This window comes from Sneathiella sp., assembly GCF_029233945.1.
Classification (GTDB): domain Bacteria; phylum Pseudomonadota; class Alphaproteobacteria; order Sneathiellales; family Sneathiellaceae; genus Sneathiella.
The window spans coordinates 1-25,239 of record NZ_JARGOQ010000005.1 but is presented as its reverse complement, the minus strand read 5'-3'; the positions used below and the strand labels follow the sequence as shown (position 1 = coordinate 25,239).

The 25,239-nt window shown below is 52.3% G+C and carries 24 protein-coding genes, 1 tRNA gene and 1 pseudogene; 11 read left to right on the top strand and 15 right to left on the bottom strand.

Annotation, left to right across the window (positions count from 1 at the left end; all coding sequences use genetic code 11):
* From P1U71_RS02860 to P1U71_RS02850, 3 genes are read right to left on the bottom strand one after another with little or no spacing between them, the layout of a single operon-like run.
* Window positions 1-702, bottom strand: coding sequence for a transglycosylase SLT domain-containing protein (locus P1U71_RS02860; protein ID WP_301104040.1), 702 nt, complete (start codon window positions 700-702; stop codon window positions 1-3).
* A gap of 42 nt (window positions 703-744) precedes the next feature.
* The gene (locus tag P1U71_RS02855; protein WP_301104039.1) at window positions 745-1,245 is read right to left on the bottom strand and encodes a GNAT family N-acetyltransferase; all 501 of its coding nucleotides are present in this window, start codon (window positions 1,243-1,245) and stop codon (window positions 745-747) included.
* A 22-nt stretch (window positions 1,246-1,267) separates the two neighbouring features.
* On the bottom strand, window positions 1,268-2,143 hold the full coding sequence (locus tag P1U71_RS02850; protein WP_301104038.1) for an N-formylglutamate amidohydrolase: 876 nt from the start codon (window positions 2,141-2,143) through the stop codon (window positions 1,268-1,270).
* 118 nt (window positions 2,144-2,261) lie between these two features.
* On the opposite strand from P1U71_RS02850, the gene P1U71_RS02845 reads away from it, so the two are divergent.
* Together P1U71_RS02845 and P1U71_RS02840 are read left to right on the top strand one after the other, a co-directional pair.
* The gene (locus P1U71_RS02845; RefSeq protein WP_301104037.1) at window positions 2,262-2,633 is read left to right on the top strand and encodes a response regulator; all 372 of its coding nucleotides are present in this window, start codon (window positions 2,262-2,264) and stop codon (window positions 2,631-2,633) included.
* Window positions 2,634-2,741: 108 nt separating this feature from the next.
* Window positions 2,742-2,818: transfer RNA gene (locus P1U71_RS02840), tRNA-Val, on the top strand.
* 105 nt (window positions 2,819-2,923) lie between these two features.
* Here the strand turns inward: P1U71_RS02840 and P1U71_RS02835 are convergent.
* A complete protein-coding gene (locus tag P1U71_RS02835; RefSeq protein WP_301104036.1) occupies window positions 2,924-3,466 on the bottom strand; it encodes a hypothetical protein in 543 nt (180 codons plus the stop codon).
* Window positions 3,467-3,807: 341 nt separating this feature from the next.
* On the opposite strand from P1U71_RS02835, the gene P1U71_RS02830 reads away from it, so the two are divergent.
* On the top strand, window positions 3,808-4,431 hold the full coding sequence (locus tag P1U71_RS02830; protein WP_301104035.1) for a hypothetical protein: 624 nt from the start codon (window positions 3,808-3,810) through the stop codon (window positions 4,429-4,431).
* A gap of 14 nt (window positions 4,432-4,445) precedes the next feature.
* Here P1U71_RS02830 and P1U71_RS02825 read toward each other — a convergent pair whose 3' ends face one another.
* From P1U71_RS02825 to P1U71_RS02815, 3 genes are all read right to left on the bottom strand, one after another.
* The gene (locus P1U71_RS02825) at window positions 4,446-4,907 is read right to left on the bottom strand and encodes a DUF3237 domain-containing protein (RefSeq protein ID WP_301104034.1); all 462 of its coding nucleotides are present in this window, start codon (window positions 4,905-4,907) and stop codon (window positions 4,446-4,448) included.
* Between the two features lie 263 nt (window positions 4,908-5,170).
* Complete coding sequence (locus P1U71_RS02820; protein WP_301104033.1) at window positions 5,171-6,043, bottom strand: mechanosensitive ion channel family protein; 873 nt, start codon at window positions 6,041-6,043, stop codon at window positions 5,171-5,173.
* A 26-nt stretch (window positions 6,044-6,069) separates the two neighbouring features.
* The gene (locus tag P1U71_RS02815; RefSeq protein ID WP_301104032.1) at window positions 6,070-6,909 is read right to left on the bottom strand and encodes a hypothetical protein; all 840 of its coding nucleotides are present in this window, start codon (window positions 6,907-6,909) and stop codon (window positions 6,070-6,072) included.
* Window positions 6,910-7,110: 201 nt separating this feature from the next.
* Between P1U71_RS02815 and P1U71_RS02810 the strand changes: the two genes are divergently transcribed.
* The 4 genes from P1U71_RS02810 to P1U71_RS02795 all read left to right on the top strand — a co-directional run bounded on the left by P1U71_RS02810 (window position 7,111) and on the right by P1U71_RS02795 (window position 13,188).
* Complete coding sequence (locus P1U71_RS02810) at window positions 7,111-8,241, top strand: MFS transporter (protein WP_301104031.1); 1,131 nt, start codon at window positions 7,111-7,113, stop codon at window positions 8,239-8,241.
* Window positions 8,242-8,318: 77 nt separating this feature from the next.
* Window positions 8,319-9,461 carry a CaiB/BaiF CoA-transferase family protein gene (locus tag P1U71_RS02805; protein ID WP_301104030.1) on the top strand — a complete coding sequence of 381 codons (1,143 nt, stop codon included), beginning with the start codon at window positions 8,319-8,321 and terminating at the stop codon, window positions 9,459-9,461.
* Between the two features lie 111 nt (window positions 9,462-9,572).
* A complete protein-coding gene (locus P1U71_RS02800; protein WP_301104029.1) occupies window positions 9,573-12,803 on the top strand; it encodes a hypothetical protein in 3,231 nt (1,076 codons plus the stop codon).
* 16 nt (window positions 12,804-12,819) lie between these two features.
* Window positions 12,820-13,188, top strand: coding sequence for a DUF4870 domain-containing protein (locus P1U71_RS02795; protein WP_301104028.1), 369 nt, complete (start codon window positions 12,820-12,822; stop codon window positions 13,186-13,188).
* 28 nt (window positions 13,189-13,216) lie between these two features.
* On the opposite strand, the gene P1U71_RS02790 is transcribed toward P1U71_RS02795, so the two are convergent.
* Window positions 13,217-13,438, bottom strand: coding sequence for an acetyl-CoA carboxylase biotin carboxyl carrier protein subunit (locus tag P1U71_RS02790; protein WP_301104027.1), 222 nt, complete (start codon window positions 13,436-13,438; stop codon window positions 13,217-13,219).
* A 118-nt stretch (window positions 13,439-13,556) separates the two neighbouring features.
* Window positions 13,557-15,377 carry a translational GTPase TypA gene (gene typA / locus P1U71_RS02785; RefSeq protein ID WP_301104026.1) on the bottom strand — a complete coding sequence of 607 codons (1,821 nt, stop codon included), beginning with the start codon at window positions 15,375-15,377 and terminating at the stop codon, window positions 13,557-13,559.
* A gap of 247 nt (window positions 15,378-15,624) precedes the next feature.
* Here typA and P1U71_RS02780 point away from each other — a divergent pair, with 247 nt between their 5' ends.
* Window positions 15,625-16,797: a M20 aminoacylase family protein gene (locus P1U71_RS02780; protein ID WP_301104025.1), complete on the top strand. Its 1,173-nt coding sequence runs from the start codon at window positions 15,625-15,627 to the stop codon at window positions 16,795-16,797.
* Window positions 16,798-16,837: 40 nt separating this feature from the next.
* Window positions 16,838-17,629 (top strand): enoyl-CoA hydratase, encoded by a 792-nt coding sequence (locus tag P1U71_RS02775; RefSeq protein WP_301104024.1) that lies wholly within the window; start codon window positions 16,838-16,840, stop codon window positions 17,627-17,629.
* A 20-nt stretch (window positions 17,630-17,649) separates the two neighbouring features.
* On the opposite strand, the gene dgcA is transcribed toward P1U71_RS02775, so the two are convergent.
* From dgcA to P1U71_RS02750, 5 genes are all read right to left on the bottom strand, one after another.
* Window positions 17,650-18,636 (bottom strand): N-acetyl-D-Glu racemase DgcA, encoded by a 987-nt coding sequence (gene dgcA / locus P1U71_RS02770; RefSeq protein ID WP_301104023.1) that lies wholly within the window; start codon window positions 18,634-18,636, stop codon window positions 17,650-17,652.
* Entirely contained in the window at window positions 18,633-19,634 is a 1,002-nt protein-coding gene (gene dgcN, locus P1U71_RS02765; protein ID WP_301104022.1) for an N-acetyltransferase DgcN, read from the bottom strand. The genes dgcA and dgcN overlap by 4 nt, the downstream gene beginning before the upstream one ends.
* Window positions 19,635-19,669: 35 nt before the next feature.
* Complete coding sequence (locus P1U71_RS02760) at window positions 19,670-20,260, bottom strand: gamma carbonic anhydrase family protein (protein ID WP_301104021.1); 591 nt, start codon at window positions 20,258-20,260, stop codon at window positions 19,670-19,672.
* Window positions 20,261-20,332: 72 nt separating this feature from the next.
* The gene (locus P1U71_RS02755; RefSeq protein ID WP_301104020.1) at window positions 20,333-22,009 is read right to left on the bottom strand and encodes a bifunctional diguanylate cyclase/phosphodiesterase; all 1,677 of its coding nucleotides are present in this window, start codon (window positions 22,007-22,009) and stop codon (window positions 20,333-20,335) included.
* A 453-nt stretch (window positions 22,010-22,462) separates the two neighbouring features.
* Window positions 22,463-22,837, bottom strand: a complete 375-nt coding sequence (locus P1U71_RS02750; protein ID WP_301104019.1) for a cytochrome c family protein — start codon at window positions 22,835-22,837, stop codon at window positions 22,463-22,465.
* A 208-nt stretch (window positions 22,838-23,045) separates the two neighbouring features.
* On the opposite strand from P1U71_RS02750, the gene P1U71_RS02745 reads away from it, so the two are divergent.
* Window positions 23,046-23,777 carry a hypothetical protein gene (locus tag P1U71_RS02745; protein ID WP_301104018.1) on the top strand — a complete coding sequence of 244 codons (732 nt, stop codon included), beginning with the start codon at window positions 23,046-23,048 and terminating at the stop codon, window positions 23,775-23,777.
* 63 nt (window positions 23,778-23,840) lie between these two features.
* Window positions 23,841-24,971, top strand: coding sequence for a DUF2336 domain-containing protein (locus P1U71_RS02740; protein WP_301104017.1), 1,131 nt, complete (start codon window positions 23,841-23,843; stop codon window positions 24,969-24,971).
* Between the two features lie 56 nt (window positions 24,972-25,027).
* Here the strand turns inward: P1U71_RS02740 and P1U71_RS02735 are convergent.
* Window positions 25,028-25,239: pseudogene (locus P1U71_RS02735) on the bottom strand (hypothetical protein); the annotation flags it as partial.

The window sequence follows — 25,239 nt, the reverse complement described above, 5'->3', positions numbered from 1 at the left end:
TCAGGATGGCGGGCTCATCGCCAGCTTCTGCTGATTTTCCTTCGTGAAACGGCGCTGGCTCGCTTCCTTGATCCGTTCGGCAAGTTGCTCCCGCTTGAGTTTGTAAGCTTCCCGCGTAGCGGCCATTCGTGTTTCGGTATCCTTGCGGCGCTCATTCTGCCAGATTCTCAGGACTTTCTTGCGATAGGGAACATTAAATTTCTGCGTGCGGGAGTGATAATGGGCGATCGCAATGTTCCAGGAGCGACTTTCCTCTCTGAGGCTTTTCAGGAGTTTCGCGGCATATTGTGTATTCTGTTTGGGATCGAGGGCAGCCTCCAGATCCTCAAAGGCTTCCGGGTGATAATGGAGATTGACCTGCATGCAGCCGACGTCAATATTCTTGACGCCTTTTGCCTTAAGCGTCTTCACTTCCTTAATGGCGTCTTCCTTGCTGGGCAGGTATCTCCCCCGTCCCTCGGCATAAACGGTCCAGGGCCAGGCAATCATTTCCTGCTTCTCCTTGTGCCAGTGACCGCTCTCGGTCAGCGATACAGCCGTCAGGAGCCGCTTCGGCAAGCGGTATTCCTGTTCAGCAGCCGCCACCGCTTTGCCGCAGGTTTCTGCGTGTTGCGGGGCTTTTGCAATGACGCTCGCTGCATTGGAAACAGACATCGGCAAGGCAATCAGAATAAAAGCAAGTGACCAGGTTAATATACGCATTTACATCCTCCTGCCCAAAGAGGAGCAAATAGCGCGCCAGTTTTAATCTTCCGTCAGGTTTTTTTGCATAATCACCGTATCAAGCCATTGATTATGCTTATGGCCGACCGATTCCAGGATGCCGACGAGGCGAAAGCCGAAGCTTTGATGCAGCTTGATGGATCCCCGATTGCCGGAGTCTCCGATGACAGCGATCATCTGCTTTTTGTCCGCCTTCCGGCATTCATCAATTAGGACGGAGAGGAGAGCTTTTCCGACGCCTTTTCCTCTAGCATCCTCCCGGACATAAATAGAATTTTCCACTGTATTATAATAGGCGGGCCGCGGGCGATAGGCGCCAGCATAAGCGAAACCGACCACGTCTCCGGTTTGCTCTGCGACCAGATAGGGGAGTTGCTGCTCAAGGATGGCATTTCTGCGGGCTGTCATCTCTGTCACGTCAGGCGGCACGATCTCGAAAGTGCCAAAGCCTGTCAAAACACTTGCCGCATAGATATCCGTAATGGAGGCAATATCATCTGCGATAGAGGGTCTTACTATCATGCGGCCAAATCTCTCATTTATGTTAGGCCGTCAGTAATGAGCTATAGCCAGAACTCATGTCGCGCACGAACCCGGCGATTGCCTTTTTGAGAATGTCAAAGCCTTCATTGGGCTGCAGGCTCTTTTGGTCCATATAGAGTGCCCGGTTAATCTCGATCTGCAGGGCATGTATATTTTTTTCCGGATTTCCATAGTGAGCCGTTATATAACCACCTGCGTAAGGAGAATTTTGGCCGACATGGTAGTCATGCTCTTCAAGCCGTGTGAAAACCTCCTCAAAAAGCTGCGGTCCGCAGGAAGTGCCATATCTGTTGCCAAGTATGATATCCGGCCTTCTGTCTGTCATTCGAAGGAGCGAGCCGCTCCGAGACAGGGTGGCGGAGGGCATGGAATGGCAATCCAGTAAATAGACATAACCGAATTTTTTCCGGCCCTCTTCAAGCAATAACCGAAGGGCATGGTGATATGGAAAATAGCATTCATTGATACGCCGTTGGGCTTCCTCAAAGTCGAGTTTTTCCCCATATATCTCCTGACCGGCGCCGACAACTTTCGGGATGGTGCCGATCCCGCTGGTCAGGCGCGGGCTGGCCGTCATGACATAATCGGGCAGAGGCGTCTTATACATATGCGGGTCAAGCTCGAAGGCTTCGCGGTTGGCATCGCAATAAGCGCGCGGGAACTCCGCAGACAATAATGGCGCACCATAATCGGGCGCGCAGGCAAACAGCTCATCAACCAAAAAATCCTCAGACTGGCGGAGCCGTTTGAAGTCCAGCTTCGCGGTTTCGATAAATTCTTTCGGATAGTTCCGGCCACTATGAGGGGAGGAAAACACGAAGGGTATGCGCCACTCCGAGGGCCACTCAATCTTTACGGGGGATGCAAAAACCGCCATGATCGGGGTGCTCACCTATGTTGCCACTAAATTTATTCGCGCTCATTTTGCCAGCCGTTCCTGAATAGTATAGTCTAATTCCGATTAGTATTTGAATGACAATTATGTAGATTTTGCCATGGCGCGTATTTTGCTCGCAGAAGATGATGATAACTTGCGTCCCTTTCTGGCGCGCAGCCTGGAAAATGCCGGGCATGAAGTTCTTGCTTTTAGTGATGGGGAGGATGCCCTTCCGGCACTTGGGGTCGGTCAGGTGGATATCCTGATTTCGGATCTCGTGATGCCGGGAATGAATGGAATCGAGCTTGCCCGTCATGCCAGAGAGGTGGAGCCCGTCCTTCCGGTGATCTTTATCACCGGGTTTTCCGCCGTCGCGATGGAGGCGCTGGATACGGTGGACGGGGTGAGTAAAGTCCTTTCAAAACCGTTTCATCTTAATTCCCTTGTCGAGGCTGTGCGTAATGCTCTCGATGACCGGGCCATTTCCTGATTGCGGTTGGATTTTTCTTTATCCGCCGCCCAATCTAGATTGGGCTTGCAATGGCCTTCACGGCACATTATAAGTCGCCAATTCCCGCCGCATATGATGCGCGCATAGGGGCGTATAGCTCAGTTGGTTAGAGCGCTGTGTTGACATCGCAGAGGTCACAAGTTCGAATCTTGTTACGCCCACCATTCACTGGCCTATGACTTCATAATATGAAAACGGACGAAGCTGTTGCCTCGCCCGTTCTTTGATGTTGATGTGTCGTCGTCGCTCTGTAAGCCGCAATCTTTGAACTATTGTGCCGCCGTTTTTTTGAGCAATGTCGGGCTTCCCATCGGGAAACGGATGAGCGTTTGATCACCGCCAGCCTGCTGCAGGATGATTTTCCACTCCATGACAAAGACGAACGGGGCTTTCGGCGGTGCGGCCAGCAACTCGCCGGTACTGACATTAAGATACATCAGCTTGTGCGGCATCGGGCCAGCTTTTACCGTAAGATAGGTTGCGTCCGAACTTTCGATCACGATGCCCGGCTTGGGCCAATATTCAACGTCCATTAACAATGCGCTCTCGGTGATGAGAGAACGAAAAACGGGGCCAGAGACGCGATACGCAGTTTTCGCCGTCAGGCTGCGTTCTTCCAGCAATCGCGGAAGCTGAGACCTGTCTCTTTCCGATGGCATAAAGGAAACAACATAATCAATGATTTCCGTATCATTCTTGACCATAAAAGTCTTGATACAGGGATAAATCCGCTCACCGATTTGCGTGTAGAACAAATCGCCATATTTAATGTCTGTCAGGAAAGCAGGCTTGCCAATTAGATCAACATTCATCTTGAATTCGCCTTTACTGTGCCCCTAAATATTAAATTTACCAATCGGTTATAATGGATTTCCGATTGTGTTTTTTTCTCGTCGGTTAAGGCAGTCGACGCGATTATTGCAATTTTCCTTTCGCCCTGACCGATGTGATCGGACAAATATCTCAAAGAAACCGCTGGTTAAATTATAGCGAGAATTTGATGAAAAGTAAAAATAATTGCTGGATATGGTTAACACTGTTTTCGGAAAATCAGATAAAAAGTCCGCGATCTGGTCAACCTCTTATTGATTGAGGGTGCTGATTGAACAATATTATAAGACTATTCCGATCAGGAAGCTGCTGGAGCGAGTTTATGAGAGTTTTCTTTCTAATTATCACCGGCCTGTTGTTGGCGGCCTGCGCCAAGCCGACGGTAGAAGCAAACGTAACCGCCTTTTTCACGCCGGAACTTTCCAGTATCAAAGGCAAAACTATTGTGATCCGGGCGCAGCCGGAGGCAAAAGAATCGAGCCTTGAATTCCTGAACTACCGACCGAAAATTGCCAATAAACTCAGGTTTGTGGGTTTGGTTGTGCGAGAGGACCTGCCGGATCCGGATTATATCGCCTATGTCTCCTATGGTGTCGACGGGACGGAACCGCGCGCATCAACCAGTTCCTCCCCTGTGTTCGGGGGCCTTGGGCTTGGTGTATATGGTGGCAGCGGGCCGTTTTATGGCGGCTCAATCGGGCGAACCTACAACACTCAGACCTGGGTGGAATATAACCGGTTCATCGCAATTGATATTGTCGAAGGGAAGACCGCAGGCTCGGCCAATCCGATCCGGATTTATGAAGGGCGCGCGCAGTCCGCTGGACGATGCCCGACACTTACCGGTGTCTTCGATGAGGTGCTGGATGCGTTATTTCAGGATTTCCCAGGCGTAGATGGAAAGACCGTATTTATCAGCATTCCCTGGGACGGGTCCTGCGAATAGGGAGGATAGTCTACCTACTCTACTTTAAAGACGCTGTATTTCGGACCTTGGGCGTTGCGCGCTCCGGTGCCGACGAAGAGATGCCTGTTCAGCCATAGATGCGGCTCGGAAGCGGTTTCGAAACGCGGCGAGATGCGAAAGTAGAACTGGCTGGGATCGACTTCCTCTCCCCGTGCCATTTTTTCCATAACCTCTTTTGGCCCATGGCGAAGCCCTTCGTAGCGTGTGTAGATCAACCCGCCGTCTTCCGCCTCGATTGTCAGCCGCACATCCAGCTGCATAACGCCGTCGTCGCGTAGCAGTAGCCAGTCCGCGCCGCCGCCCTGTATATGGCCATTGAGCATGGGGCCGGTGACATCGCCGCCTGTAACCTCGGCTATCAGTCGTCCGCCCAGTGGAGTTTTTCCGAGATCAGCAATCGGCGTTTTAACTGAAAGCTGCATATCAAACGCATGTATCACCTTCATTTCAGACATGGCGTTATCCTTTGTTATTATTATCGGCGCGGGCTGTTGCCCGGTTGGCAGCAATCTGAATTGCCGTAAGTATAGACGCTGTAGGGGTTGGGGTTATCGATCGAAAATTTTGCACATCCCATGAGGATGAGAGCCGCGCCTGCAATGATTACATATTTCATGTGAGTTGATCCCTTTTCCCGTCACTGCCTATTCTATCGGGGAACGGGCATGAATGTTATCGGAATTTTAGCTTTCTTGAGAAGTTTATATCAAATCGGTCTTCATAAAATTGGAGGAGGGGTAGCGGGGCCGGTCCCTTCGTTCAATTTAGGTAAGGCAAGGCTCGTGCCCGCAAATTTCATCAGTTCAATGCCATTGTCCTGCAAGGCGCCATAGATTGCGGCATTAATGATATAGCGATCCTCGAAATACTGAAGACCGGGAACCCAGACGCGGGTGCCGATGACAAGGCCGCCATAGGTGAAATCCTGTATGCCGACCTGCGGGGCTTGGGATTTGTCTCTCTCTTCAATCTTTTCAAGAGCTTCCTGTACCAGCCTGATTACCTTGTCCGCGTCGACATCGGCGGAAATGCAGAAATTACTCTCGACAATCCGCACTTCCATGGAATTGACGATGACCTGACCGACAATCTCCTTGTTTGGAACGGCAATTTGCTCGCCATCTTCGCCGGTGAGGAAGGTGACGCCGAGGGAGATGCGCTCGACCACGCCGCTTACCCCTTGAACTGTAATAACGTTGCCGATCACGAATGGCCGGGTCAGGATAATGGCAATACCCGCTCCGAAGTTGGATATTGGCCCCTGCAAGGCGAGTGTCACACCGAAAGTAACGGCACCGGCAAGCGCGATAAGCGGAGCAATGCTCACTCCGAAATTGCCAAGAGTGATGATGATCAGGAGAATGATCAGTATCGCCTTGGCGACGCTTCCCAAAAACTGGGACAGGGTGATATCGATATTCTTGGCCAGCGCCAGACCGATCAGCCGATTTCCAATCCAGTTGGCAACGAGCAGGCCGAATAATAGAAAGACAACAGCCCCAAGTATCTGAAATCCGTACTCGATAGCAAAATCGGTGGCAAAGTCTATCCAGACCGAGACGGTCTCAATATTCTCATTTACATTTTCCATTGTCTTTTGCTTACTCTACCGCGACCTTAATCACCCAACAGCTTTTTGATGGATTTGCCAGCGCCATCAACCGCATCGGTTGCCCCCTTTGTCACATCCTTTGCGGCTTCACCGGCTTTGCCGGCAGCTTCTCCAACGCCCGTCTTGTTTACAAGATCGCCCGCATTTTCGAGCAATGATCCGAGATTCTTGCCAATCCCGAGGTCGGTGATCACATTCATGGCTTTTCCGGTCAGCGCGTCAATGATTTTTGCGGCAACCTCTCCGGGGCTTGCGCCGCCTTCCTCCTTGCCGATATTGCTCATCTGAATATTCGGAAGTCTGCTCTCGATTTTTTGGCCAGCCAGCATATCCGCCTTGACCAAGACCTGACCACCATTAATGAAAATGTTGTCGATAATGACCTTCGGCCCGCTCTCATCGCTACTTTCAGCGGGCTTCTCTCCGCCCGACAACCCATTTTCCTTCATGAAGGCATCGACATTGTTTCGAATGGTATCGAGGTTGTTAGTCGTCTGGTTTACCTCATAAATTACCGACGGGTTTTCGACCCGGATCTCACGTATATGGACAATTTTATCATTTGTGCCGGCAATATCGACCTCGACCGAAACACTGTCGAATTTAATGGAATGATCTTCCTCGAACCCTTCCGGATTACCAACGCTAAAACCTTTGAGGGTTCCCTTACCACTTGTCACATCCAGATCGACTTCACTCAGGACAACATCCGTTTTCGTGACTTCCGAGCCGTATTTCTCGACCGCCGCGATGATCACTTTATCCAGATTGAAATATAAGACGCCTACAACGATGGCTATGATAACGATAAGGCCGACAACAATTCCGCCGATGATTTTACCCATTTCCCTCATGCCCCTTTGCTTGGATCCCTGCAAATTTTCACGGGCCGATTAAGCCAGAGAATACCCTGATAGGCAAATAATTATCCCTGAAAAAGATGGCTGCTTTACACAACTGGTCGCCTCACCTAGGAATAAGCTGTTCCCGATAGCTGAAAGACGCATGACGTGCCTTCATTCCCTTCCAAAGATTTATTCACGTCGATGCGGCTCGCGCCCTTCTATGTTGCGCTTTTCCTTATTGTCGGGTTTCAGCTCCCTTTTTGGCCGGTCTGGCTTTCGTTCAAGGGGTTAACGCCGGAAGAAATCGGCATTGTGCTTTCCGCGCCGGTCTGGTCAAAAATCCTGTTTACGCCAATGATTGCCTCCCTTGCAGATTACTTTGGCCGACGCCGCGCTCCGCTGGTGATCATGTCTGGATTTTCTTTTGCCCTGTTCCAGCTTTATTTCGTCGTTGACGGCTTTTTGCAGATTTTCGCCGTGGCTCTCTCGGTTGGTGTTTTTATTTCGTCCTTTAGTGCCATTGGCGATAATCTGGTTCTCACCCTCGGGCGTACACACAACATAGACTATCCGCGCATTCGACTGTGGGGCTCGGTTGCTTTTATTGCCGGCTCATTCTTTGGCGGCCAGGTACTGGTCGGGCGGTCGCCTGATTTCATTCCAATTATGCTTTCGGCGGCGTTCCTGCTTTTGTTCCTCTGCTGCCTGCTGTTGCCGGAAGTGCATGTGAAACGGAATGATCAGGGTAAGAAGGGTCTCAGGCGGTTGCTGAAATATCCGCCTTTCCTGATTTTTCTACTGGCAACCGGCCTTATTCAGGGCAGTTATGCCGTTCTGTATTCAGCGGGGACGCTGCATTGGCAAACGCAAGGGCTGAGCGACGCCACCATCGGTTTTCTCTGGGCCGAGGGGGTGATTGTTGAAATTATCCTGTTTGCGTTGGCCCGCAATTTATTCAGGTCATTTGATCCCATACAGCTTATCGCGCTGGGAGGTGCGGCCGGGTTGCTAAGGTGGGTTGTCATGGGCTTTTCGCCGGATGTCCCTGTCCTTATTTTCATCCAAATGCTTCATGGAGTGACCTTTGCGACCGCTCATCTCGGTGCGATGCAATTCATCGTGGAAAAGGTGCCGGTTGAAATGTCGGCCCGTGCGCAAGGACTTTATTCGGCTGTATCCCTCGGCTTGATCATGGGGGGAGGTCTTCTTTTCTCGGGCTACCTTTACGAAGAGTTTTCGGCGGGCGCCTATTTCTTTATGGCAGGCGGATGTGCCGTTGCTTTGTTGATATGCCAGTATTTACGGCGTATTCCGATAGCGCTTCAACTTTAAGGGATGACAGTGCGATCCGGAACGGTTTAAATTGGCTGAAATCGCTTAAGGTCAAAAATAATTAAAAAGGAAAAATAATGGGACCATTATCCGGATATAAAATTGTTGAAATGGGCGGGATCGGGCCCGGGCCAATGTGCGCCATGCTGCTCGCGGATCTGGGTGCCGATATTGTTCGCATTGATCGCCTGTCGGACCCCGGTCTTGGCAGCATGCCAAGCTCCCGCAACAGCCTCCTGATGCGGAGCCGTCGGTCTATCGCCGTGGATACGAAAAGCGAGGCAGGACGCGAGGTTGTGCTTAAATTGATCGAACAGGCGGACGGCCTTATCGAGGGATTTCGTCCCGGCGTCATGGAGCGTATGGGGTTGGGTCCGGAGGAGGCACTCAAGCGAAACCCGAAGCTGGTCTATGGGCGGATGACAGGCTGGGGTCAGGACGGGCCCATGGCGCAGGCGGCTGGCCATGATATCAACTATATTGCGCTTTCAGGCGTTCTTCATGCGATCGGCCGTAAGGATGAAGCGCCGGTTCCCCCGCTTAATCTGGTTGGTGATTTCGGCGGCGGTGCGCTCTATCTTGCTCTCGGCCTCGTCTGCGGTATTCTCGAGGCGCAAAAATCAGGTAAGGGGCAGGTCGTTGATACGGCCATGGTTGATGGTGCCGCCTCCCTGATGACGATGTTCTTTGGGCTTATGGCTGCCGGCAACTGGAAAGATGAACGCGGCGTGAATATTCTCGATACCGGTACGCATTATTATGACGTCTATGAGACATCGGACGGGAAATATATCTCGCTTGGGTCCATCGAGAAAAAATTTTACCAGGAACTGTTAGAGCGTACAGGGCTGGATAAGGAAGATCTGCCGCCGCAGATGGACCCGAAAAGCTGGCCGGTGATCAAGGCGCGTTTGACGGAAGTCTTCAAGACGAAAACCCGCGATGAATGGGATGAAGTCATGCTGGGTACGGATGTTTGTTATGCGCCGGTCCTCTCCATTATGGAAGCGACGGAGCACCCCCACAATACCCATCGGAAAACCTTCGTTGAATATGACGGGATTGTGCAGCCTGCTCCGGCCCCACGGTTCAGCCGGACGGAGGCAGCAATACAGAGCCCGCCATGCCTTCCGGGGGAGCATACGGTGGAGGCGATGCGTGACTGGGGGATTGCGGATGATACCATCGATGAGTTGCAGCGCGCAGGTGTTATCAAGTAATCGTTTTTGAAGGGATTTCCGGTTTGAAGGGGGGCGTCTAATTAATCAGAAAACTTGACGCAGCGAAGCTTTTGCGGAACCCTTCCCTGAGAGTATTGTAGGAGAGGGGTGATGTTGCAAAAACATCAGAAAGTTCAAATTCGCAGCGGCGAGTCCGTGCCCGCCGCGAAAGCAAATGCTGTGCCGCAAAAAGCGCCTGAAAATAAGGGTTTATCCGGGGCTGCCTGGTTGTTTGGTATCGGGGTTCTGGTAACGTTAGGCTGGCTTGTTGCCGTTGGGTCCTATGTCTATACAAGAATCGGCTGGCCCGATATTCTTCAGATAGTTCCTTTTGATCTGGGAATTCTGTTTCTTGGTGCTTTTGCCCCTCTTGCTTTTCTGTGGCTGCTGCTCGGCTATTTTTACCGAGGGCTGGAAGCTCGCCTGAAGGGCAACGCGCTTGATCAGTTGATGGCTAACCTTGGTTATCCAAGCAACGAGGCGGAAATTCGTGTCGCGCGCCTAACCGCAACCCTCGAACGACAGTCAAAAGCCGTTCAGGACGGAACGGAAAAAGCGGCACTTCGGATTGAAGGTGCCTCTGGTGACTTGGAAAAGCAGGGGATTGCCGCCAATTCCGCAACGGCCGGGTTACTTAAAACCTCTGACCGGATAAAGGATGAACTTGAAAGCCGGGCACAGCAGATCAATGCGCTGATCGATAAAATTAACGAACAGGGCAACCGGCTAAATGACGCCATATCACTACAGACGGACGGTCTGCAGAATGCTGCGAGTGAAACCGAAGAACGCAGCAAGTCCGTTCAAAGCGCATTAGCCGCGCAGATATCGGCGCTTGAGACCGCCATTCGCACCGCCGACGAAAAATCGCAGGACATTACGAAAATCCTCGGCGATACGAGTGAGAAGATATTTGCAACGGCATCGCAGACTCTTGATAAGACGGCGGAAGCCAAGGATGCCCTTGGCGACCAGATCAGGAGTATGGAAGACGCTGTAAGCCAGCTGCGTCAAAAACTGGACGACGGCACAGCGCATCTGGGCGAACGCGGCCAGGAAATCGCGGAGATTTCCCGCAACTCCTCGACCGAGCTTTCCAAGACCGCCGATATCCTGTTGCAAAGCACGACGGATTTGAGCATTGCGAGCGATGAAGGCGTCACGCGCCTCAATGCTCTTCGAAATACCCTTGCGAACAGCGTTGCCGAAGTAGATAAGGCGCTTGATCAGTTGGAGAGCCGGGAAGGCGGCTTGTTGCAGGCGGCGAAGGAGGCAGAGACCGGCGCCAAGGAATCCGCTGACCTGCTGCGCGAGAATACGCAAGACCTTACCGTCAAAACCAGCGAGATGACTGAGAGAATGCTGCTGAGCAGTATGAAGCTGAAGGACGAGACGGCGGCACTTGATGATATTCTGAGGTCGACGGGGCAAAGCCTTGAAGCGATTGATCAGAGCCTCCGCCAGGGGCAACAGCTTCTGGACGCAGCGGGTGAGAAATCCTTGCGGAATGCGGATCAGCTCGGGGAGAAGCTTGCAAGCCATGCGGCGAGCCTGAACGAAGCCTCCGAGACCACCGGTGCGCGAACGACGCTCATTCAGGAGCAGCTCCGCAATCAAATTGCAGTGTTTGAATCAGCCTCTCAACAGATTCTGGAAATGTCGCGAAAGATTGGCGAGCGGCTCGAGAAAGACGTCATGCTGCTAGCTGAAGCTAGCACGGACACAAACAGCCGCATTACGGAAGTGGGTACCAGCCTGCAACGTCAGGCGGAAGACTTGAAACTGATATCCGATGCGGTCACAGGAAAGATGCGCGAGGCCGGAGAGGAATTACGCCGGGAAGGCTCTGAAATTGAAGTGAGTGCCGATAAAGCCTCCCGCACCCTCGCATCGGCGAGCGAGGCTTTGAGCAAGCAGCAAAAAGAGTTGGGAGCGTCCGCCGATCATTCAAAAGGAAAACTCGCCGCCGCAATCGAAGAAACCATACGGTATCATCAAGACTTTATGGCCACCGCGGAACGGGCAACCTTGCAGGCGCGTCAATCCGGCGAGGCGGCGCATTCGCAAACTGCCGAACTTGCCAAAACGGCGGAGCGTGCGTCGGCCGAATTGCGGGCGATGGGTGATCAGGCGTCCGATCATATCGAACAGTTGAATATGGCTGCCGGTAAGGCCGAGAGCCAGGGGAGCCGGCTTGCCGAGGTTACGCGTTCCTCCCTTGCGAATATCAACGAGGCGAGCGGATCCGCAAAGGTCCATATGGAGGAACTCGCGGATATCTCTGTTCGCGCGAAGGATCATGCTGAAGCTATGGAGGAAATTCTCCAACAGGAAACGTTGGCTCTTGCCGATATTGCCCGTCAGTTGACGGAACAGGTGGAGACGGTCGAGAAAACCCTGTCTGAGCGTTCCTACATGCTTGATCAGTCCGTAGATCAGGCGTCCGAAGCGAGCGAGAGGTTTCATCGGCGCTCGGTTGAGCTGGCCAAGGCAAGCGAGCTGATGATCAAGGGCATTCAATATGCCGACCAGGCCTTGGCAAAGCACAAGATGGAAATTGACGACACGCGCCGTCATATCCATGAAGACCTTGACCGGGTGACCGCAAAAATATCGGAGGCTGGTTTGCAGGTGAAGGAAGCCGGTTCCGGCGCTTCCGAGTTGTTCCATGGCCAGGCGGAAGATCTCATTCGCTTCACCAGTAAAGCCAATGAAAGTGCGCGGGCACTGGGGGAGCAGTTTGAAAATCAACATCAAAAGCTTGCTCAATCGGTGAAGCTGGTGGAAAGCACCCTTAATCATTCCACCGCAATCTTGAGGGAAGAAAGCGCGGCCTTCAAGACGGCGGCGGAAAAGGCGGCGGAAGATGCATTACTGTCGGGTCAGAAAATTGAACAGCAGACGACGAGCCTGACCACCGCCGCAGCCCGGGCAAAGAAGGAAGCCGACCGTCTGGCGGAAAAGAAAAATAAAATCCGGAATGAGCAGTTCATGAAATCCACGGCGTTTATCATGGAAAACCTGAACTCCCTGACCATCGATTTGAACCGTATCATGGATAGCAGCCTGTCCGAAGAGTTATGGCGGCGCTATCGGAAGGGTGAAAAGGGCATCTTTACCCGGAAAATTCTGAAGTCTCGTGATGCCGATAAAATCCGTGCGCGCTATCGCGACAATGGTGATTTTCGGCGGTTTGCAGATCAGTATGTGTCGGAGTTTCGCGAAATCATGACGGAAGCCGGCACCGTTGATCATTCCGAGTTGCTGTCAGACGCCTTCATTACGGCGGATGTTGGGAAAGTCTATCTCCTGTTGCAGGAAGCGCTGGAAGGTATGGAATAGTGGAGAAGGCGTCAGAATGAATAATATCACCGAACAGACTGAGAGTGAGGCCCAGATGCAGGGCGCCGTCAAGATGGCGCAGATCATCTATTTTATCTATCTGGCGGGCCTCATTTTTCCAATTGCGCATCTGGTTGGTGTTGTTATGGCCTATATCAACCGTGGCGACGGCGCGCCTTGGGTTGAAACGCATTTTCGCTTCCAGATCCGCAGTTTCTGGATATTTTTTCTTTACTGCGTCATCGGGTCATTGCTGATGTTCGCCGGCATCGGTTTTTTGATAATCCTGGCGGCGTATATCTGGTTTATCATCCGCTGCGTCAAGGGGCTCAAGCTGCACGCGCGCAACGAGCCAGTCCCCGACCCGGCGACATGGCTCTGGTAACTTATTTGAAATTGTCGAGAAAGCCCGCTTAGGCTTCTATCCGTGCAACGACCTGATCTTCTGCGACGGCATCGCCCTCACCGACCAGAAGCTCTTTCAGCGTTCCATCGGCGGGGGCGCCAACCGGAATTTCCATTTTCATGCTTTCCAGAATGATGACGTCATCCTCTTCTTCCAACGTCTGTCCGACCTTTGCTTCGACTTTCCAGACTTTCCCTGCGACTTCGGCAACTACATCGATCAACGCCATCATACCCTCGTTTGGTTTTTTGTTATTGTTAAGATGGGCATATGTTTTCACAAGACGTGAATTATCGCCACCCTTATTTTAGGATGCTGCAACGATGCCTGAAATTGACGGCTGAGAGTTAGCTGGCAACCTTCTCGCGGGAGGCTTTTTTGCGCTCATGCGGATCGAGATGACGTTTGCGCAGGCGGATGTGATTAGGTGTTACCTCCACCAGCTCGTCGTCGTCGATATAGGCAATTGCCTGCTCCAGGCTCAATTTGCGCGGGGTGGTCAGGCGAACCGCTTCATCGGTTCCTGATGCGCGGATATTGGTCAGCTGTTTTGCCTTGAGTGCATTGACTTCCAGATCGTTGGGACGGTTATGTTCTCCGAGGATCATGCCTTCATAAACATCGATACCGCTGCCGACAAAGAAAAAGCCACGTGCTTCCAGGTTCCAAAGTGCGAAGGCCACGGACTTGCCGGTCGAGTTGGAAATCAGCACGCCGTTGCGTCGACCCGGGATTTCGCCCTTATGCGGCACATAGGAATGAAAGAGACGGTTCATGATGCCGGTACCACGCGTGTCGGTCAGAAACTCGCCATGGTAGCCAATCAGACCGCGGGTGGGGCAGAGGAAAGTGATCCGTGTCTTGCCGCCACCTGAAGGGCGCATATCAGTCATGGTACCCTTGCGAAGAGCGATCTTCTCAACGACGACACCGGAAAACTCATCATCCACATCAACAACCACTTCTTCGAGTGGTTCCAGCGTTTCGCCATTTTCGCCTTCACGGAAGAGAACTCTCGGACGACTGATTGACAGCTCGAAGCCCTCGCGGCGCATGGTTTCAATCAAAACACCAAGCTGCAATTCGCCCCGCCCTGAGACGATATAGGAATCCGCTTCCGCGCTGTCCTCGACACGAATAGAGACATTGCCCTCAATCTCTTTCATCAGTCGGGCGCGGATCACCCGGCTTTGCACCTTGTCGCCATCACGACCGGCAAGGGGCGATGAGTTGATCGCGAATGTCATAGAGATAGTGGGCGGATCGATCGGCTGCGCATCCAGCGGGGTGGTCTCTTCAGGCGTGCCAAGTGTATCGGCAACTGTGGTTTTAACCAGACCGGCAACCGATACAATGTCACCGGCGCGCGCTTCCGAAATAGTTTCTCGCTCAAGGCCGCGAAACGCCATGATTTTTGTCGCACGCGCATCCTCGATCTTGCCGCCCTTGCGGCTCAAGCCCTTGATCGGATCGTTTGTCTTGAGGACACCGCTTTCCACCCGGCCTGTCAGCAGACGGCCAAGGTAGGGATTAGCTTCAATGGTCGTTACCAGCATCCGGAAGGGCGCCCCCTCATCCACTTCCGGCGCCTTAACATGTTTGACAATTAGGTCGAACAGCGGATGAAGGTTTTCCTTAGGCTCGGATAGATCTGTGACGGCCCAGCCTTCTTTGGCGGAAGCATAGAGAATGGGAAAATCAAGTTGATCTTCATTCGCGTCGAGTGCGACAAGGAGATCAAAGCATTCATCAAGAACCTCATCCGGGCGTGCATCCGGCCGGTCGGCCTTGTTGATCACGATAATCGGCTTCAGGCCAAGGCCAAGCGCCTTCTGCGTCACAAATTTTGTCTGTGGCATCGGGCCTTCGGCGGCATCGACAAGAACGACAACACCATCGACCATGCTGAGAATACGTTCAACCTCGCCACCAAAATCCGCATGGCCTGGCGTATCTACAATATTCAGGCGATAGCCTTCCCATTCGACCGAGGTACATTTGGCAAGGATCGTGATGCCGCGTTCCCGCTCCAGATCATTGCTGTCCATGGCGCGTTCGGCCACATTCTGGTTGTCCCGGAACGTCCCGCTTTGTTTCAAGAGGCCATCCACAAGGGTTGTCTTCCCATGATCGACATGGGCGATAATCGCTACGTTCCGAATTTCCATGATAACTACTTTGTCTTTTTAGTAAAAAGCGCGCGCAGTATAGCGCCGATCCGGGGATTAGCAAGCTATCCTTTCGCACATGCACACAAGCCCTCTCATATAGTCTACAAATGAAGAATTAAAAGAAGATTGTGACGCGCAAATGTTCAATTTCAGTCTATTGTGCCTTTTGTGCAGGATATTGCCATTCCGACGAAAGGGTGGCACCATGGGTATAGTCTAAAACGTTTAAAAGTTAGGGAGCGGGATGCCTGTCAATAACCGGATTGCGGAGACCCATAGCGAGATGCAGGCGTGGCGGCGGGATATTCATCAGCATCCTGAACTTTGCTTCGAAGAGCGCCGGACAGCAGCCATCGTTGCGGAAAAACTGCGCGGTTGGGGGATCGAAGTTCATGAAGGCATTGGGGTAACCGGTGTTGTCGGTGTCCTGAAAGGTCAAGGGACAAGCTCCCGCACTATCGGCATTCGGGCCGACATGGATGCCCTGCCGATGCAGGAAGAGAACGACTTCGACCACAAATCCACTATTGACGGGAAGATGCACGCTTGCGGTCATGATGGCCATACGGCAATTTTGCTGGGAACCGCGAAGTATCTGTCCGAAACCCGAAATTTCGATGGCACGGTGCATTTTATCTTCCAGCCGGCAGAAGAGGGCGGCGGCGGCGGTGATGCTATGGTCAAGGATGGCCTTTTTGAGCGGTTCCCTTGCGATGGGGTCTATGGTCTTCATAATCAGCCCGGTATGCCGCGCGGCACATTCAATGTGCGCACCGGTCCGATTATGGCGTCTGCCGATACGGCAGTCATGAAGATAAGGGGCAAGGGCGGGCATGCGGCCTATCCCCATCTGACCAATGACCCGATTGCCGCTGGAGTGCAGCTTTACACCGCCCTTCAGACGATTGTGGCGCGTAATGTCGGCCCGGTCGAGAATGCGGTGGTCAGCGTCACCCAGTTTCAGGCGGGCACCGGCATTAATATTATCCCGCAAGAAGCAATCCTGTCCGCATCCATCCGGGCAATGACGGCTCAGATACGCGATCAAATAGAAGCCCGTGTGAAGGAAATTTGCGCCGGAGTGGCTGCGACGCATGGCGTGGAGATAGAGCTCGATTATCAGAGACGCTACCCGAGTGTGGTTAATCATGAAGAAGAAACGCAGATTGCCGCGCGGGCTGCTATTGAAATTGTGGGGCATGAGAATGTGAATATGGATACGCCGATACGCATGGGCAGCGAGGATTTTGCCTTCATGCTGGAGGCCTGTCCCGGTTGTTATTTCTTTCTCGGCACCAATGATGAAACGCATTTTCAAGCGGTGCATCATCCCGAGTTTGATTTTAATGACGAGGTGCTATCGATTGGCGCCAGCATTTGGGCGCGGCTTGTGGAGCAACAGCTGCCACGCCAGTGAGAACTTTTTTCAGATGAACTTAAAATAAGGAAAATAAAAAATGTCTGATGTACTTCTTGAAAAAATTGAAGATGGAATTGCGACCCTGACCATGAACCGGCCGGAAGCTCGCAATGCCTTCACGCGGGAAATGATGGATGGTTTGAGCGAGAAGCTTGCCCGTCTCGCAAAGGATAACTCTGTTCGTGCTGTTGTGCTGACTGGCGCTGGGGGTGCTTTTTGCGCGGGCGGCGACGTAAAAGGCTTTGCCGCAAATGCAGGCGCGAAGGTCAATCTGGATGAAAGAATCCAGGATCTGCGGGAACGGATGGAGGTGAGCCGCATCCTTCACGAGATGCCGAAGCCGACGCTTGCCGTTATTCCGGGCCCGGCTGCCGGGGCAGGTTTCTCTCTCGCCATGGCGTGTGATATGCGGATCGCGGCGGATGACGCCAAGATCACGACGGCCTTTTCGAAAGTCGGTCTTTCCGGCGATTTCGGGGGCTCCTATTTCCTGACCAAGCTTCTTGGCGAAGCCAAGGCGAAGGAGCTTTACTTTACGGCGGATGTTGTCCTCGGCAAGGAGGCCGAAGCCATCGGAATGGTCAATAAATCAGTTCCGTCGGATGAGTTGCCCGCCGCCGCCGCCGCGATGGCGAAAAAGCTTGCCAGTCTCCCGACCGTTGCCGTTGGCTATATGAAGAAGAATATCAATACGGCATCCGAAGGGACGTTAAGTGAGGTGCTGGATTGGGAGGCGAACCAGATGATCCGCTCTTTCGAGACGGAGGATCACCAAGGGGCTGCCGTTGCCTTTGTTGAAAAGCGCGCACCGGAATTCAAGGGCCGCTGAACGGTCAAGGGCGTGGGGGGTTACCCCCATAGCTCCCGCGACGGGGGATGCATGACATTCCCGTCGAACTGGATGCCATGCTCGCGATCTTTTTCAAGAAGCAGCGGACCATCCAGATCAACGAAGCGTGCATAGGATGCAAGATACATGGCAGGGGCCATGGCCAGGCTTGTCCCCAGCATGCAGCCGACCATAACGCCAAGTCCGAATTCCCGTGCCGCCTCGGCAAGTATGAGGGCCTCTGTTAGACCCCCCGTCTTGTCCAGCTTGATATTGATATAGTCATAGAGTTCCACGACATCATCGAGAGTCGCCGTATCATGCGCGCTTTCATCGGCGCAGATCGGAACCGGTCGCTCCATATCCCCAAGCACCGAATCTTCGCCGGCGGGCAAGGGTTGTTCGATCAACTCGACCCCGAGGTCGGCCATCTTCGGGCAAAATTCCCGCATCATATCGGCGGTCCAGGCCTCGTTTGCATCGACAATCAGTCGTGTGCGCGGCGCGGCGTTACGCACCGCCGCCACTCTTTCCAGATCGCCTTCACCTGCGAGCTTGAGCTTGAAGAGCGGACGGCTGCTGTGCTTCTTTGCCGCCGCAGCCATATTCTCCGGGCTATCGAGTGACAAGGTATAAGCAGTAATAGTCGGCCCTGGGGCGGGAATGCCGGCAATTTCGGCAATGCTTTTGCCGCTTTGTTTCGCTTCCAGGTCCCAGAGCGCGCAATCAATGGCATTGCGTGCCGCACCGGATGGCATAACAGTCAAAAGGCCGTCTCTTGTCAGCCCGTCGGCTAAAAAATCGCGAACGGAAGAAATCTGACCAAGGACGGAGCTAATACTCTCGTCATAGCGGGCATAGGGCACACATTCGCCGCGCCCAGTCACCCCATTCTCGGTAATTTCAGCGACGACGACATCGGCGGAGGTTTTGGCGCCCCTGCTGATCCTAAAACTACCCGCAATCGGCCAGCTCTCTGATCGGGCCGCGAGTTGCCGTTTTGTCATGGCAGATTATCGACTATTGACGCGGTACCGTCCTTGAAGGGATCCACTGTCGGCAGCCCCAGTTCTTTTCCGATCTTTGCCAGATAGTCCAGCCGCTCCGATTCCTTAAGCCCGGACGTGTTGATTGCAACGCCGATAAACTCTGCGTTTTTATTCGTAAGCCGTGCCGTCGTGAGGTTCAGTTCCATACAGGTTTTAAGGTCCGGCAGGGGTTGATGCGGCAATCCGCGCATATGGGTGCGCATTGGCTCGTGACAAAGAACAAGCGCGTCAGCCTGCGCGCCATGGAGAAGGCCGAGGCTGACGCCGGCAAAGGACGGATGAAAGAGTGAACCCTGTCCCTCGATAATATCCCAGTGATCCGCGTCATTTTCCGGTGATAGTTCTTCGACGGCGCCGGAAATGAAATCGGCAACCACGGCATCAATGGAGATGCCGGAACCGGCAATGAAAATTCCCGTCTGGCCTGTCGCACGGAAATCCGCCTTCATGCCCCGTGCCAGCATTTCTTTCTCAATGGCGAGGGCGGTGTACATCTTCCCAACGGAACAGTCAGTTCCGACGGCGAGAAGTCGTTTTCCCTGACGTGGGGTTCCTTTGCCGGTTGGCAAGCTGCGCGATGGATGACGGACATCGAACAGAGCACGGCCGTTTCGTTCTGCGGCGGCCCGGATTTCCGGAACCTCTCCCAAACGCATATGCAGCCCGCTTGCGATATCCATTCCGGAATCAAGCGCCTCGACGATAACGGAGATCCAGTGATCAGGCAGGAAACCGCCGGAATTCACGATGCCGACCACCATGGTCTTGGCACCATTTTTCACCCCCTCTGCGATCGTCATGTCCTTAATGCCAAGATCGGCGGCACAACCGTCCAGCTTCAACTGGCCAACACACCATTCCGGGCGCCAGTCGACAATACCTTTTGCGGTTTTGGCGGCCAGTTGATCGCTCACGTCTCCAAGGAACATGAGGTAAGGATTTTGCATTTCGGTCATTTCGCCTCTCAAAATATTATCAGTTCAACCTGCCCTCAGGCCTGTTGTTCAAGGGGGGCTTGTTCTTTCTGAAGTTTGTCTATTTCGCTCTGCACTTCCTTCAGGCAATCATCGGAAACCCATTCACGGTGTTCACCGCGTGTGAAGGCAAGTGCGTTGCGATAATACATGAAGGCGTTTAACCGGCAACGGGCATAATTATTTTGTGTCCGAACGACCTTACCCGGCGTTCCCATGACGATCGAATTGTCTGGTATTACTGTTCCTTCCTTCAGGAAGCTATGCCCCGCGACAATACAGTTATTTCCGATAACGCAGCCATCCATGATCGTTGTGTTGATGCCGATCAGGCAGTTGTCGCCGATTGTGCAGCCATGCAAAGTGCAGTGATGGGTAATTGAGCAATGGGAGCCGACAATGGTGCCGGTTGACGCGCCGACATGAATCATGACGAAATCCTGGATATTGGTATATTCCCCGATCACCACTTCCTCGGATTCGGCGCGAATGACCGTGTAGGGCCACAGTGACACCCCTTTTTCAAGTCGCACCTTGCCATAAATCAAAGCGCTGGGGTGAAGATAGGCGGTGTTATTGATGATGACGTCCGGACCAAATTCCGACATGGGCAGCTCCCTCATTTTTGATTATTTTCAGGGATATCTGCGGCGGCGTCAAACGGAGTTTGACCGAAATGGTTATTTCAGCTCGTCTTTCCAGGGCTGCTTCGGTAACCAGTCATTAAACGCGTCAAGATCAATCGGTCTACTCATGAAGTAGCCTTGCGCAACATCGCAATCGAGGGCCTCAAGAATTTTCCAGATTTGCGCATCTTCCACCCCTTCGGCAACTACCGAAAGGCCGAGGCTTTTTGCAAGGTCCAGCAACGTGCGGACGATCACCTCATCATCGGCGACATGCATCATGTTCATGACAAAGCTCTTGTCGATCTTGATCTCGTCAACCGGAAGGCGGCGCAAGTAAGCGAGTGAGGTGTATCCCGTTCCAAAATCGTCAATCGAAAGGCAAACACCCATTTCATAAAGACGGGTTACGATTTCCGTTGCCCGGTTGACATCCGAGATAATGGCGCTTTCCGTGATTTCAAGCTTTAGGAGTTCTGCGGGGAAGCCAGTCTTCTCCAACTGTTTTGCCACCATATCCGGGAAGGCGGGATTATGCAGGATTAGAGCGGAAATATTCACCGATACTGAAAGTTTTTTTCCGTCGGCAATCCAGCGGCTCCCTTGGTGGATAGCTTCATCCAGAACCCATTCCGTCAAGGCCTCTATGGAACCCGAGCCTTCGGCCAGGGGAATGAAGCTGTCCGGGAAGATAAGCCCTTGTTTTGGGTGCTGCCACCTGACCAATGCCTCGACACCGATAACCTCTTTGTCGCTGATGCGGACAATCGGCTGATAATTCAGCAAGAGTTGATTATCTGCTACAGCGTCCGGCAAATCCTGCGCTAGTCGCAATTGTTGACGACGCTCAAGGTCGTCCTGGTGTGTGTAGACTGCGTACGGTGCTTTATCCCGCTTCGCTGCGTAGAGCGCGGAGATGGATTTATGCAACAACCCATCCGCCGTATCATGATCGTCGAGCTGGGCCAGACCGATGGTGGCGCTCACGTCCGTTTTTTGACCTTCGATAACATATGGTTTGCGGATTTCATTCATCAGGCGTGCCGCGATATTGTCAGTCTCCGTATCGAAATCCTGATCAACGGCAAGAAGGGCAAATTCATCATCGCCAAGTCGCCCAACGATTGAATTATAGGGGGCAAATTTAAAAAGCCGCTTGGCAACTGTTTTCAGAACTTCGTCACCGAAATCATGGCCACGGCTTTCGTTCAATTCCTTGAAGCTGTTTAAATCGAGAATGATCAGGGATACCGGCTTTTTCGCGTTATGCGCTTTTTCTATCGCCTTGGCCATGCGGACGCGGAACTTGCTGCGCCCGGGCAGGGCCGTCAATGGATCTTCCTCAATAAAGGCGGAAAGTTCCATTTCAAGGATCGCCGTTCGGTTGTTCAGCTTGCAAAGGCGATCAGAATTAAAAAGGGCTGTTTCCAGTCTCTCTGCAGAGAGGTCTGTACTTGCGATATTCTCAGAAGCGCCTGCGCGTAGTAAGCTGAGGGATCCGTCAATCACAATCACTGGCAGGAACGGCGGCTTGTTGGATGCTTCGGTCAGAATTTCCGTGTATTCACAATCGCCCTCTGCACCATCAATGATGATGCAGTTGTAGACTCCGGCGGCAATGTCTTTTGCAATGGACTTGCTATAATTGCTTTCATGGGTTGCGACAGGAATGTTGATGTCGTGGCAGAAGTTGAGGATATGGTCGTGCGGCTCCAGAATCAGCAGCCGCAATTTGCTGTAATTCAGTTTGAGGGCAGGTCCGTATGGCGCCGCGGATCGATTGATCTCTGCAGGGTCATTGCCCGAAGGTTGTTGAGATGCCAAACCTCTTGTATTCAATGGACTAGTTCTCTATCGCAGTAATTATTCACGGATTTCTACGCGGCAATAGCTGTTGCTTCGTAAATAACGTATAAACTTAGGATGTAAAGAAGGTCTTAATTTTTTAAAATGTTTGGCCTCAATACACCATTCCCGCGACCCTAAGGCCTGCAAGGCGCCAACAGATGTTATACGTTTCGATTTATTACCGTGAATAGGGGCGAGATTATGTCAAAGCTAAAGAATCCATTGCTCATAGACGCGAATATTTTTGGGGTAGCAGATTAGCACCCCTGCAACTATAAATTGTTGGATCAAATATCGCAGTCCCCTCCGGAGCTGCAGGCCAATCCGGAATTTACCCTATTGGAAAGTTTTCAAGTAGGCGATGAGGTTTTCCCGGTCGCTTTCTTTCTTAAGGCCGGCGAAGCTCATCTTTGTTCCTTTGACCAGGGCTTTCGGTTTTTTAAGATATTCGCTCAGCGTTGCATCATCCCAAGTGAGATTTGCTTCCTGCATCGCCGTTGAATATTTATAATCTTCAATCGAAGCGGATTTCTTTCCGACAATACCGAAAAGATTCGGGCCGATCTTGTTCTTGCCATCTTGTTCGATGGTGTGGCAGGCCTTGCATTTTTTAAAGACTTTTTCGCCTTTCGCGGCATCGCCGTCTGCGAATGCCGGGGCCGCTGCGAGAGAGATAGCAAGAGAAATTCCCAAGGTTGCTAATTTCGTCATTTTCATGGTTTTTCCTTTCACCATTCACTTGAAGACGCCGCCATTTCACTGGTGGAATAACATAGTTGGTTTGGAGGGAATAGAGGCATAATGTCGCGGTCGGCCTGCGATTAACACAATCCATCACCTTATCGTGAAAGAGTATTTCACCATGGTCGTCAATGTTTATATTGATGCTTTTAATCACGACTGTTGCCCCGGTGTTTGAATGATAAAAACCTCAAAAGAATTACGAGATGCATTAAGAGCTTTGCCGCAGGAACGGCTTGTCCGGATGAATGTGGCGGCCGACGAAATCCTGGAATGCTATCGTGTGCTTAAAAAGGGCGATGCGAACATTGTCAGCGAAATCCTGAAAGGGCAGGGGACATTTTATGAATGGGATCACTACCCCGAAGGGGATGTTTATGACGGTGAAACCCATGCTCAATATTATTATCATGCTCATCGTGAGGGGGAGCACGGGCATTTCCATACTTTCCTGCGCAAAAAAGGAATGAGGGAGAGTGTGGCGCCGGTGCCCTACGACGGAACCGCTGAATGGCCAACTGAAGAAGATGAAATTATCTGCCATTTGATCGCTATATCCATGGACAGCGCGGGTTTTCCGGTTGCGTTATTTACCACCAATCGCTGGGTGACCGGGGAAAACTGGTACGATAAGGCGGATGTTATCGATATGCTGGATGGTTTTATCATTGATCATTGCACTCCCTCCTGGCCAGCAAACCGCTGGCTGACCGCAATGTCGATGTTGTTCCGTCCGCAAATTGAGCAACTGATAATCGCCCGAGATTTGAAAATCAGCGAGTGGCGGTCCACAAACCCCGACATGGATGTATTCGAGGACCGGGATTTGGAGATTACCAGCTACTTGAATATCAGTGTTGAAGATCAGATCCGTGCCGTAAAAGAAGTCACCGAAGGGCGTTTGGATTAAGGAAATATTAACATAATTTAGCCAAAATGGAGCTTCCGAATAACTTAAAATACTGGAGCCAATGTGTCTAATAACGGTTCTTTAAGCCCTGCGGATGTTGAACGACTGCTTAATGATCGCTCCGCAACTGCGCGGGCGGAAACAGTTGAGAAAATCGCGGGAAGTATGGCGGGCACAGGCTTTAGCGAGACAGAACGTCGCGAAGCCGAGGAAATTTTCCGTATTCTCGTGAGCGATGCAGAGGTTCTGGTGCGCCAGACGTTGGCGGAAACCTTAAAATCGGTTCCGGATTTGCCGCGCGATATCGCGAAGACATTGGCGAGCGATATTGCGGACGTGGCGACCCCGATGCTCAGCTTTTCAAGTGCGCTCACTGACGAAGACCTTTTTGACATCATCAGTTCCAAATCCGATTTGCATCAGATCGCCGTCGCAAGCCGGGAGGTTGTATCGGAAGCGGTTTCCGAAAAGCTGGCCGATAGCGGATCAGAGGATGTCGTCGCAACGCTTATGCAGAATGACGGCGCCGCAATTTCCGATGCAACCTATGAAAAGGTTCTCGACCAGTTTGGCGAGAGCGAGAAGATACAGGAGCCGATGGTGAATCGGAGCAAATTGCCGATTACGGTTACCGAGCGATTGGTGACGATGGTGTCGGACAAACTCCGTGAGCATCTTGTGACGCATCATGAAATGTCCCCCGGCATGGCGACCGATCTCATTCTGGAAAGCCGTGAAAAGACGATGATCGGCTTTATCAAGGATGGTGCCAGCCATTCCGATCTTGTTGATCTGATTGATCAGCTGCATGAGAACAACCGCCTGACCCCAACAATTATCCTTCGGGCCCTTTGCGTTGGGGATGTCGATTTCTTTGAAACCGCTATGGCGAAATATTCGAATATCGCGGTTTCAAATGTACATATTCTGGTGACTGACGCGGGCGGAAACGGGCTAAAGCAGCTCTGCGAAAAATCCAATATCCCTGGCGGCTTGCAGCAGATTATGAGAGTTGGACTGGACGTGGCCAATGAATTGGATTTCGATGGCACGCCGGGAGATCGGGAGCGCTACCGCAATCAGGTTATTGAGCGCGTTTTGACCCATTTCCAGGATGAGTTCGATGGCGAGAATGTTGACTACTTGATTGCCAAGCTCGGTAATAGTGCAGCCGCAGATAGTCAGGCCGCCTGACCCCGCCAAACACCTAATCATACTTATTGAAAAAACGCTGCATATTGGCGGTGTTTTTATGATTTGCGGCGGATACCAATCACAGCGCCGGCCTGATGCGGCAAGGGTGCATTCGCGAACCGATCTTTATGTTTCTGCAGGCGTGATTGTAAATAGTCGGGCATGGGCGCGGCCTTTGGTCCGTTCTCTGTACTAAGATGCATGATCATCTGTTCGGACGTTGCGGCGAGGAAGCCTTTGTCGCGATGACGCATCTCCAGAAAAAGAT

Bases quoted from the DNA above. Each gene is read 5' to 3' on its own strand.
- P1U71_RS02860 (WP_301104040.1), bottom strand. From the start codon at position 702: ATGCGTATATTAACCTGGTCACTTGCTTTTATTCTGATTGCCTTGCCG.
- P1U71_RS02855 (WP_301104039.1), bottom strand. From the start codon at position 1,245: ATGATAGTAAGACCCTCTATCGCAGATGATATTGCCTCCATTACGGAT.
- P1U71_RS02850 (WP_301104038.1), bottom strand. From the start codon at position 2,143: ATGGCGGTTTTTGCATCCCCCGTAAAGATTGAGTGGCCCTCGGAGTGG.
- P1U71_RS02845 (WP_301104037.1), top strand. From the start codon at position 2,262: ATGGCGCGTATTTTGCTCGCAGAAGATGATGATAACTTGCGTCCCTTT.
- P1U71_RS02835 (WP_301104036.1), bottom strand. From the start codon at position 3,466: ATGAATGTTGATCTAATTGGCAAGCCTGCTTTCCTGACAGACATTAAA.
- P1U71_RS02830 (WP_301104035.1), top strand. From the start codon at position 3,808: ATGAGAGTTTTCTTTCTAATTATCACCGGCCTGTTGTTGGCGGCCTGC.
- P1U71_RS02825 (WP_301104034.1), bottom strand. From the start codon at position 4,907: ATGTCTGAAATGAAGGTGATACATGCGTTTGATATGCAGCTTTCAGTT.
- P1U71_RS02820 (WP_301104033.1), bottom strand. From the start codon at position 6,043: ATGGAAAATGTAAATGAGAATATTGAGACCGTCTCGGTCTGGATAGAC.
- P1U71_RS02815 (WP_301104032.1), bottom strand. From the start codon at position 6,909: ATGGGTAAAATCATCGGCGGAATTGTTGTCGGCCTTATCGTTATCATA.
- P1U71_RS02810 (WP_301104031.1), top strand. From the start codon at position 7,111: ATGCGGCTCGCGCCCTTCTATGTTGCGCTTTTCCTTATTGTCGGGTTT.
- P1U71_RS02805 (WP_301104030.1), top strand. From the start codon at position 8,319: ATGGGACCATTATCCGGATATAAAATTGTTGAAATGGGCGGGATCGGG.
- P1U71_RS02800 (WP_301104029.1), top strand. From the start codon at position 9,573: ATGTTGCAAAAACATCAGAAAGTTCAAATTCGCAGCGGCGAGTCCGTG.
- P1U71_RS02795 (WP_301104028.1), top strand. From the start codon at position 12,820: ATGAATAATATCACCGAACAGACTGAGAGTGAGGCCCAGATGCAGGGC.
- P1U71_RS02790 (WP_301104027.1), bottom strand. From the start codon at position 13,438: ATGGCGTTGATCGATGTAGTTGCCGAAGTCGCAGGGAAAGTCTGGAAA.
- typA (WP_301104026.1), bottom strand. From the start codon at position 15,377: ATGGAAATTCGGAACGTAGCGATTATCGCCCATGTCGATCATGGGAAG.
- P1U71_RS02780 (WP_301104025.1), top strand. From the start codon at position 15,625: ATGCCTGTCAATAACCGGATTGCGGAGACCCATAGCGAGATGCAGGCG.
- P1U71_RS02775 (WP_301104024.1), top strand. From the start codon at position 16,838: ATGTCTGATGTACTTCTTGAAAAAATTGAAGATGGAATTGCGACCCTG.
- dgcA (WP_301104023.1), bottom strand. From the start codon at position 18,636: ATGACAAAACGGCAACTCGCGGCCCGATCAGAGAGCTGGCCGATTGCG.
- dgcN (WP_301104022.1), bottom strand. From the start codon at position 19,634: ATGACCGAAATGCAAAATCCTTACCTCATGTTCCTTGGAGACGTGAGC.
- P1U71_RS02760 (WP_301104021.1), bottom strand. From the start codon at position 20,260: ATGTCGGAATTTGGTCCGGACGTCATCATCAATAACACCGCCTATCTT.
- P1U71_RS02750 (WP_301104019.1), bottom strand. From the start codon at position 22,837: ATGACGAAATTAGCAACCTTGGGAATTTCTCTTGCTATCTCTCTCGCA.
- P1U71_RS02745 (WP_301104018.1), top strand. From the start codon at position 23,046: ATGATAAAAACCTCAAAAGAATTACGAGATGCATTAAGAGCTTTGCCG.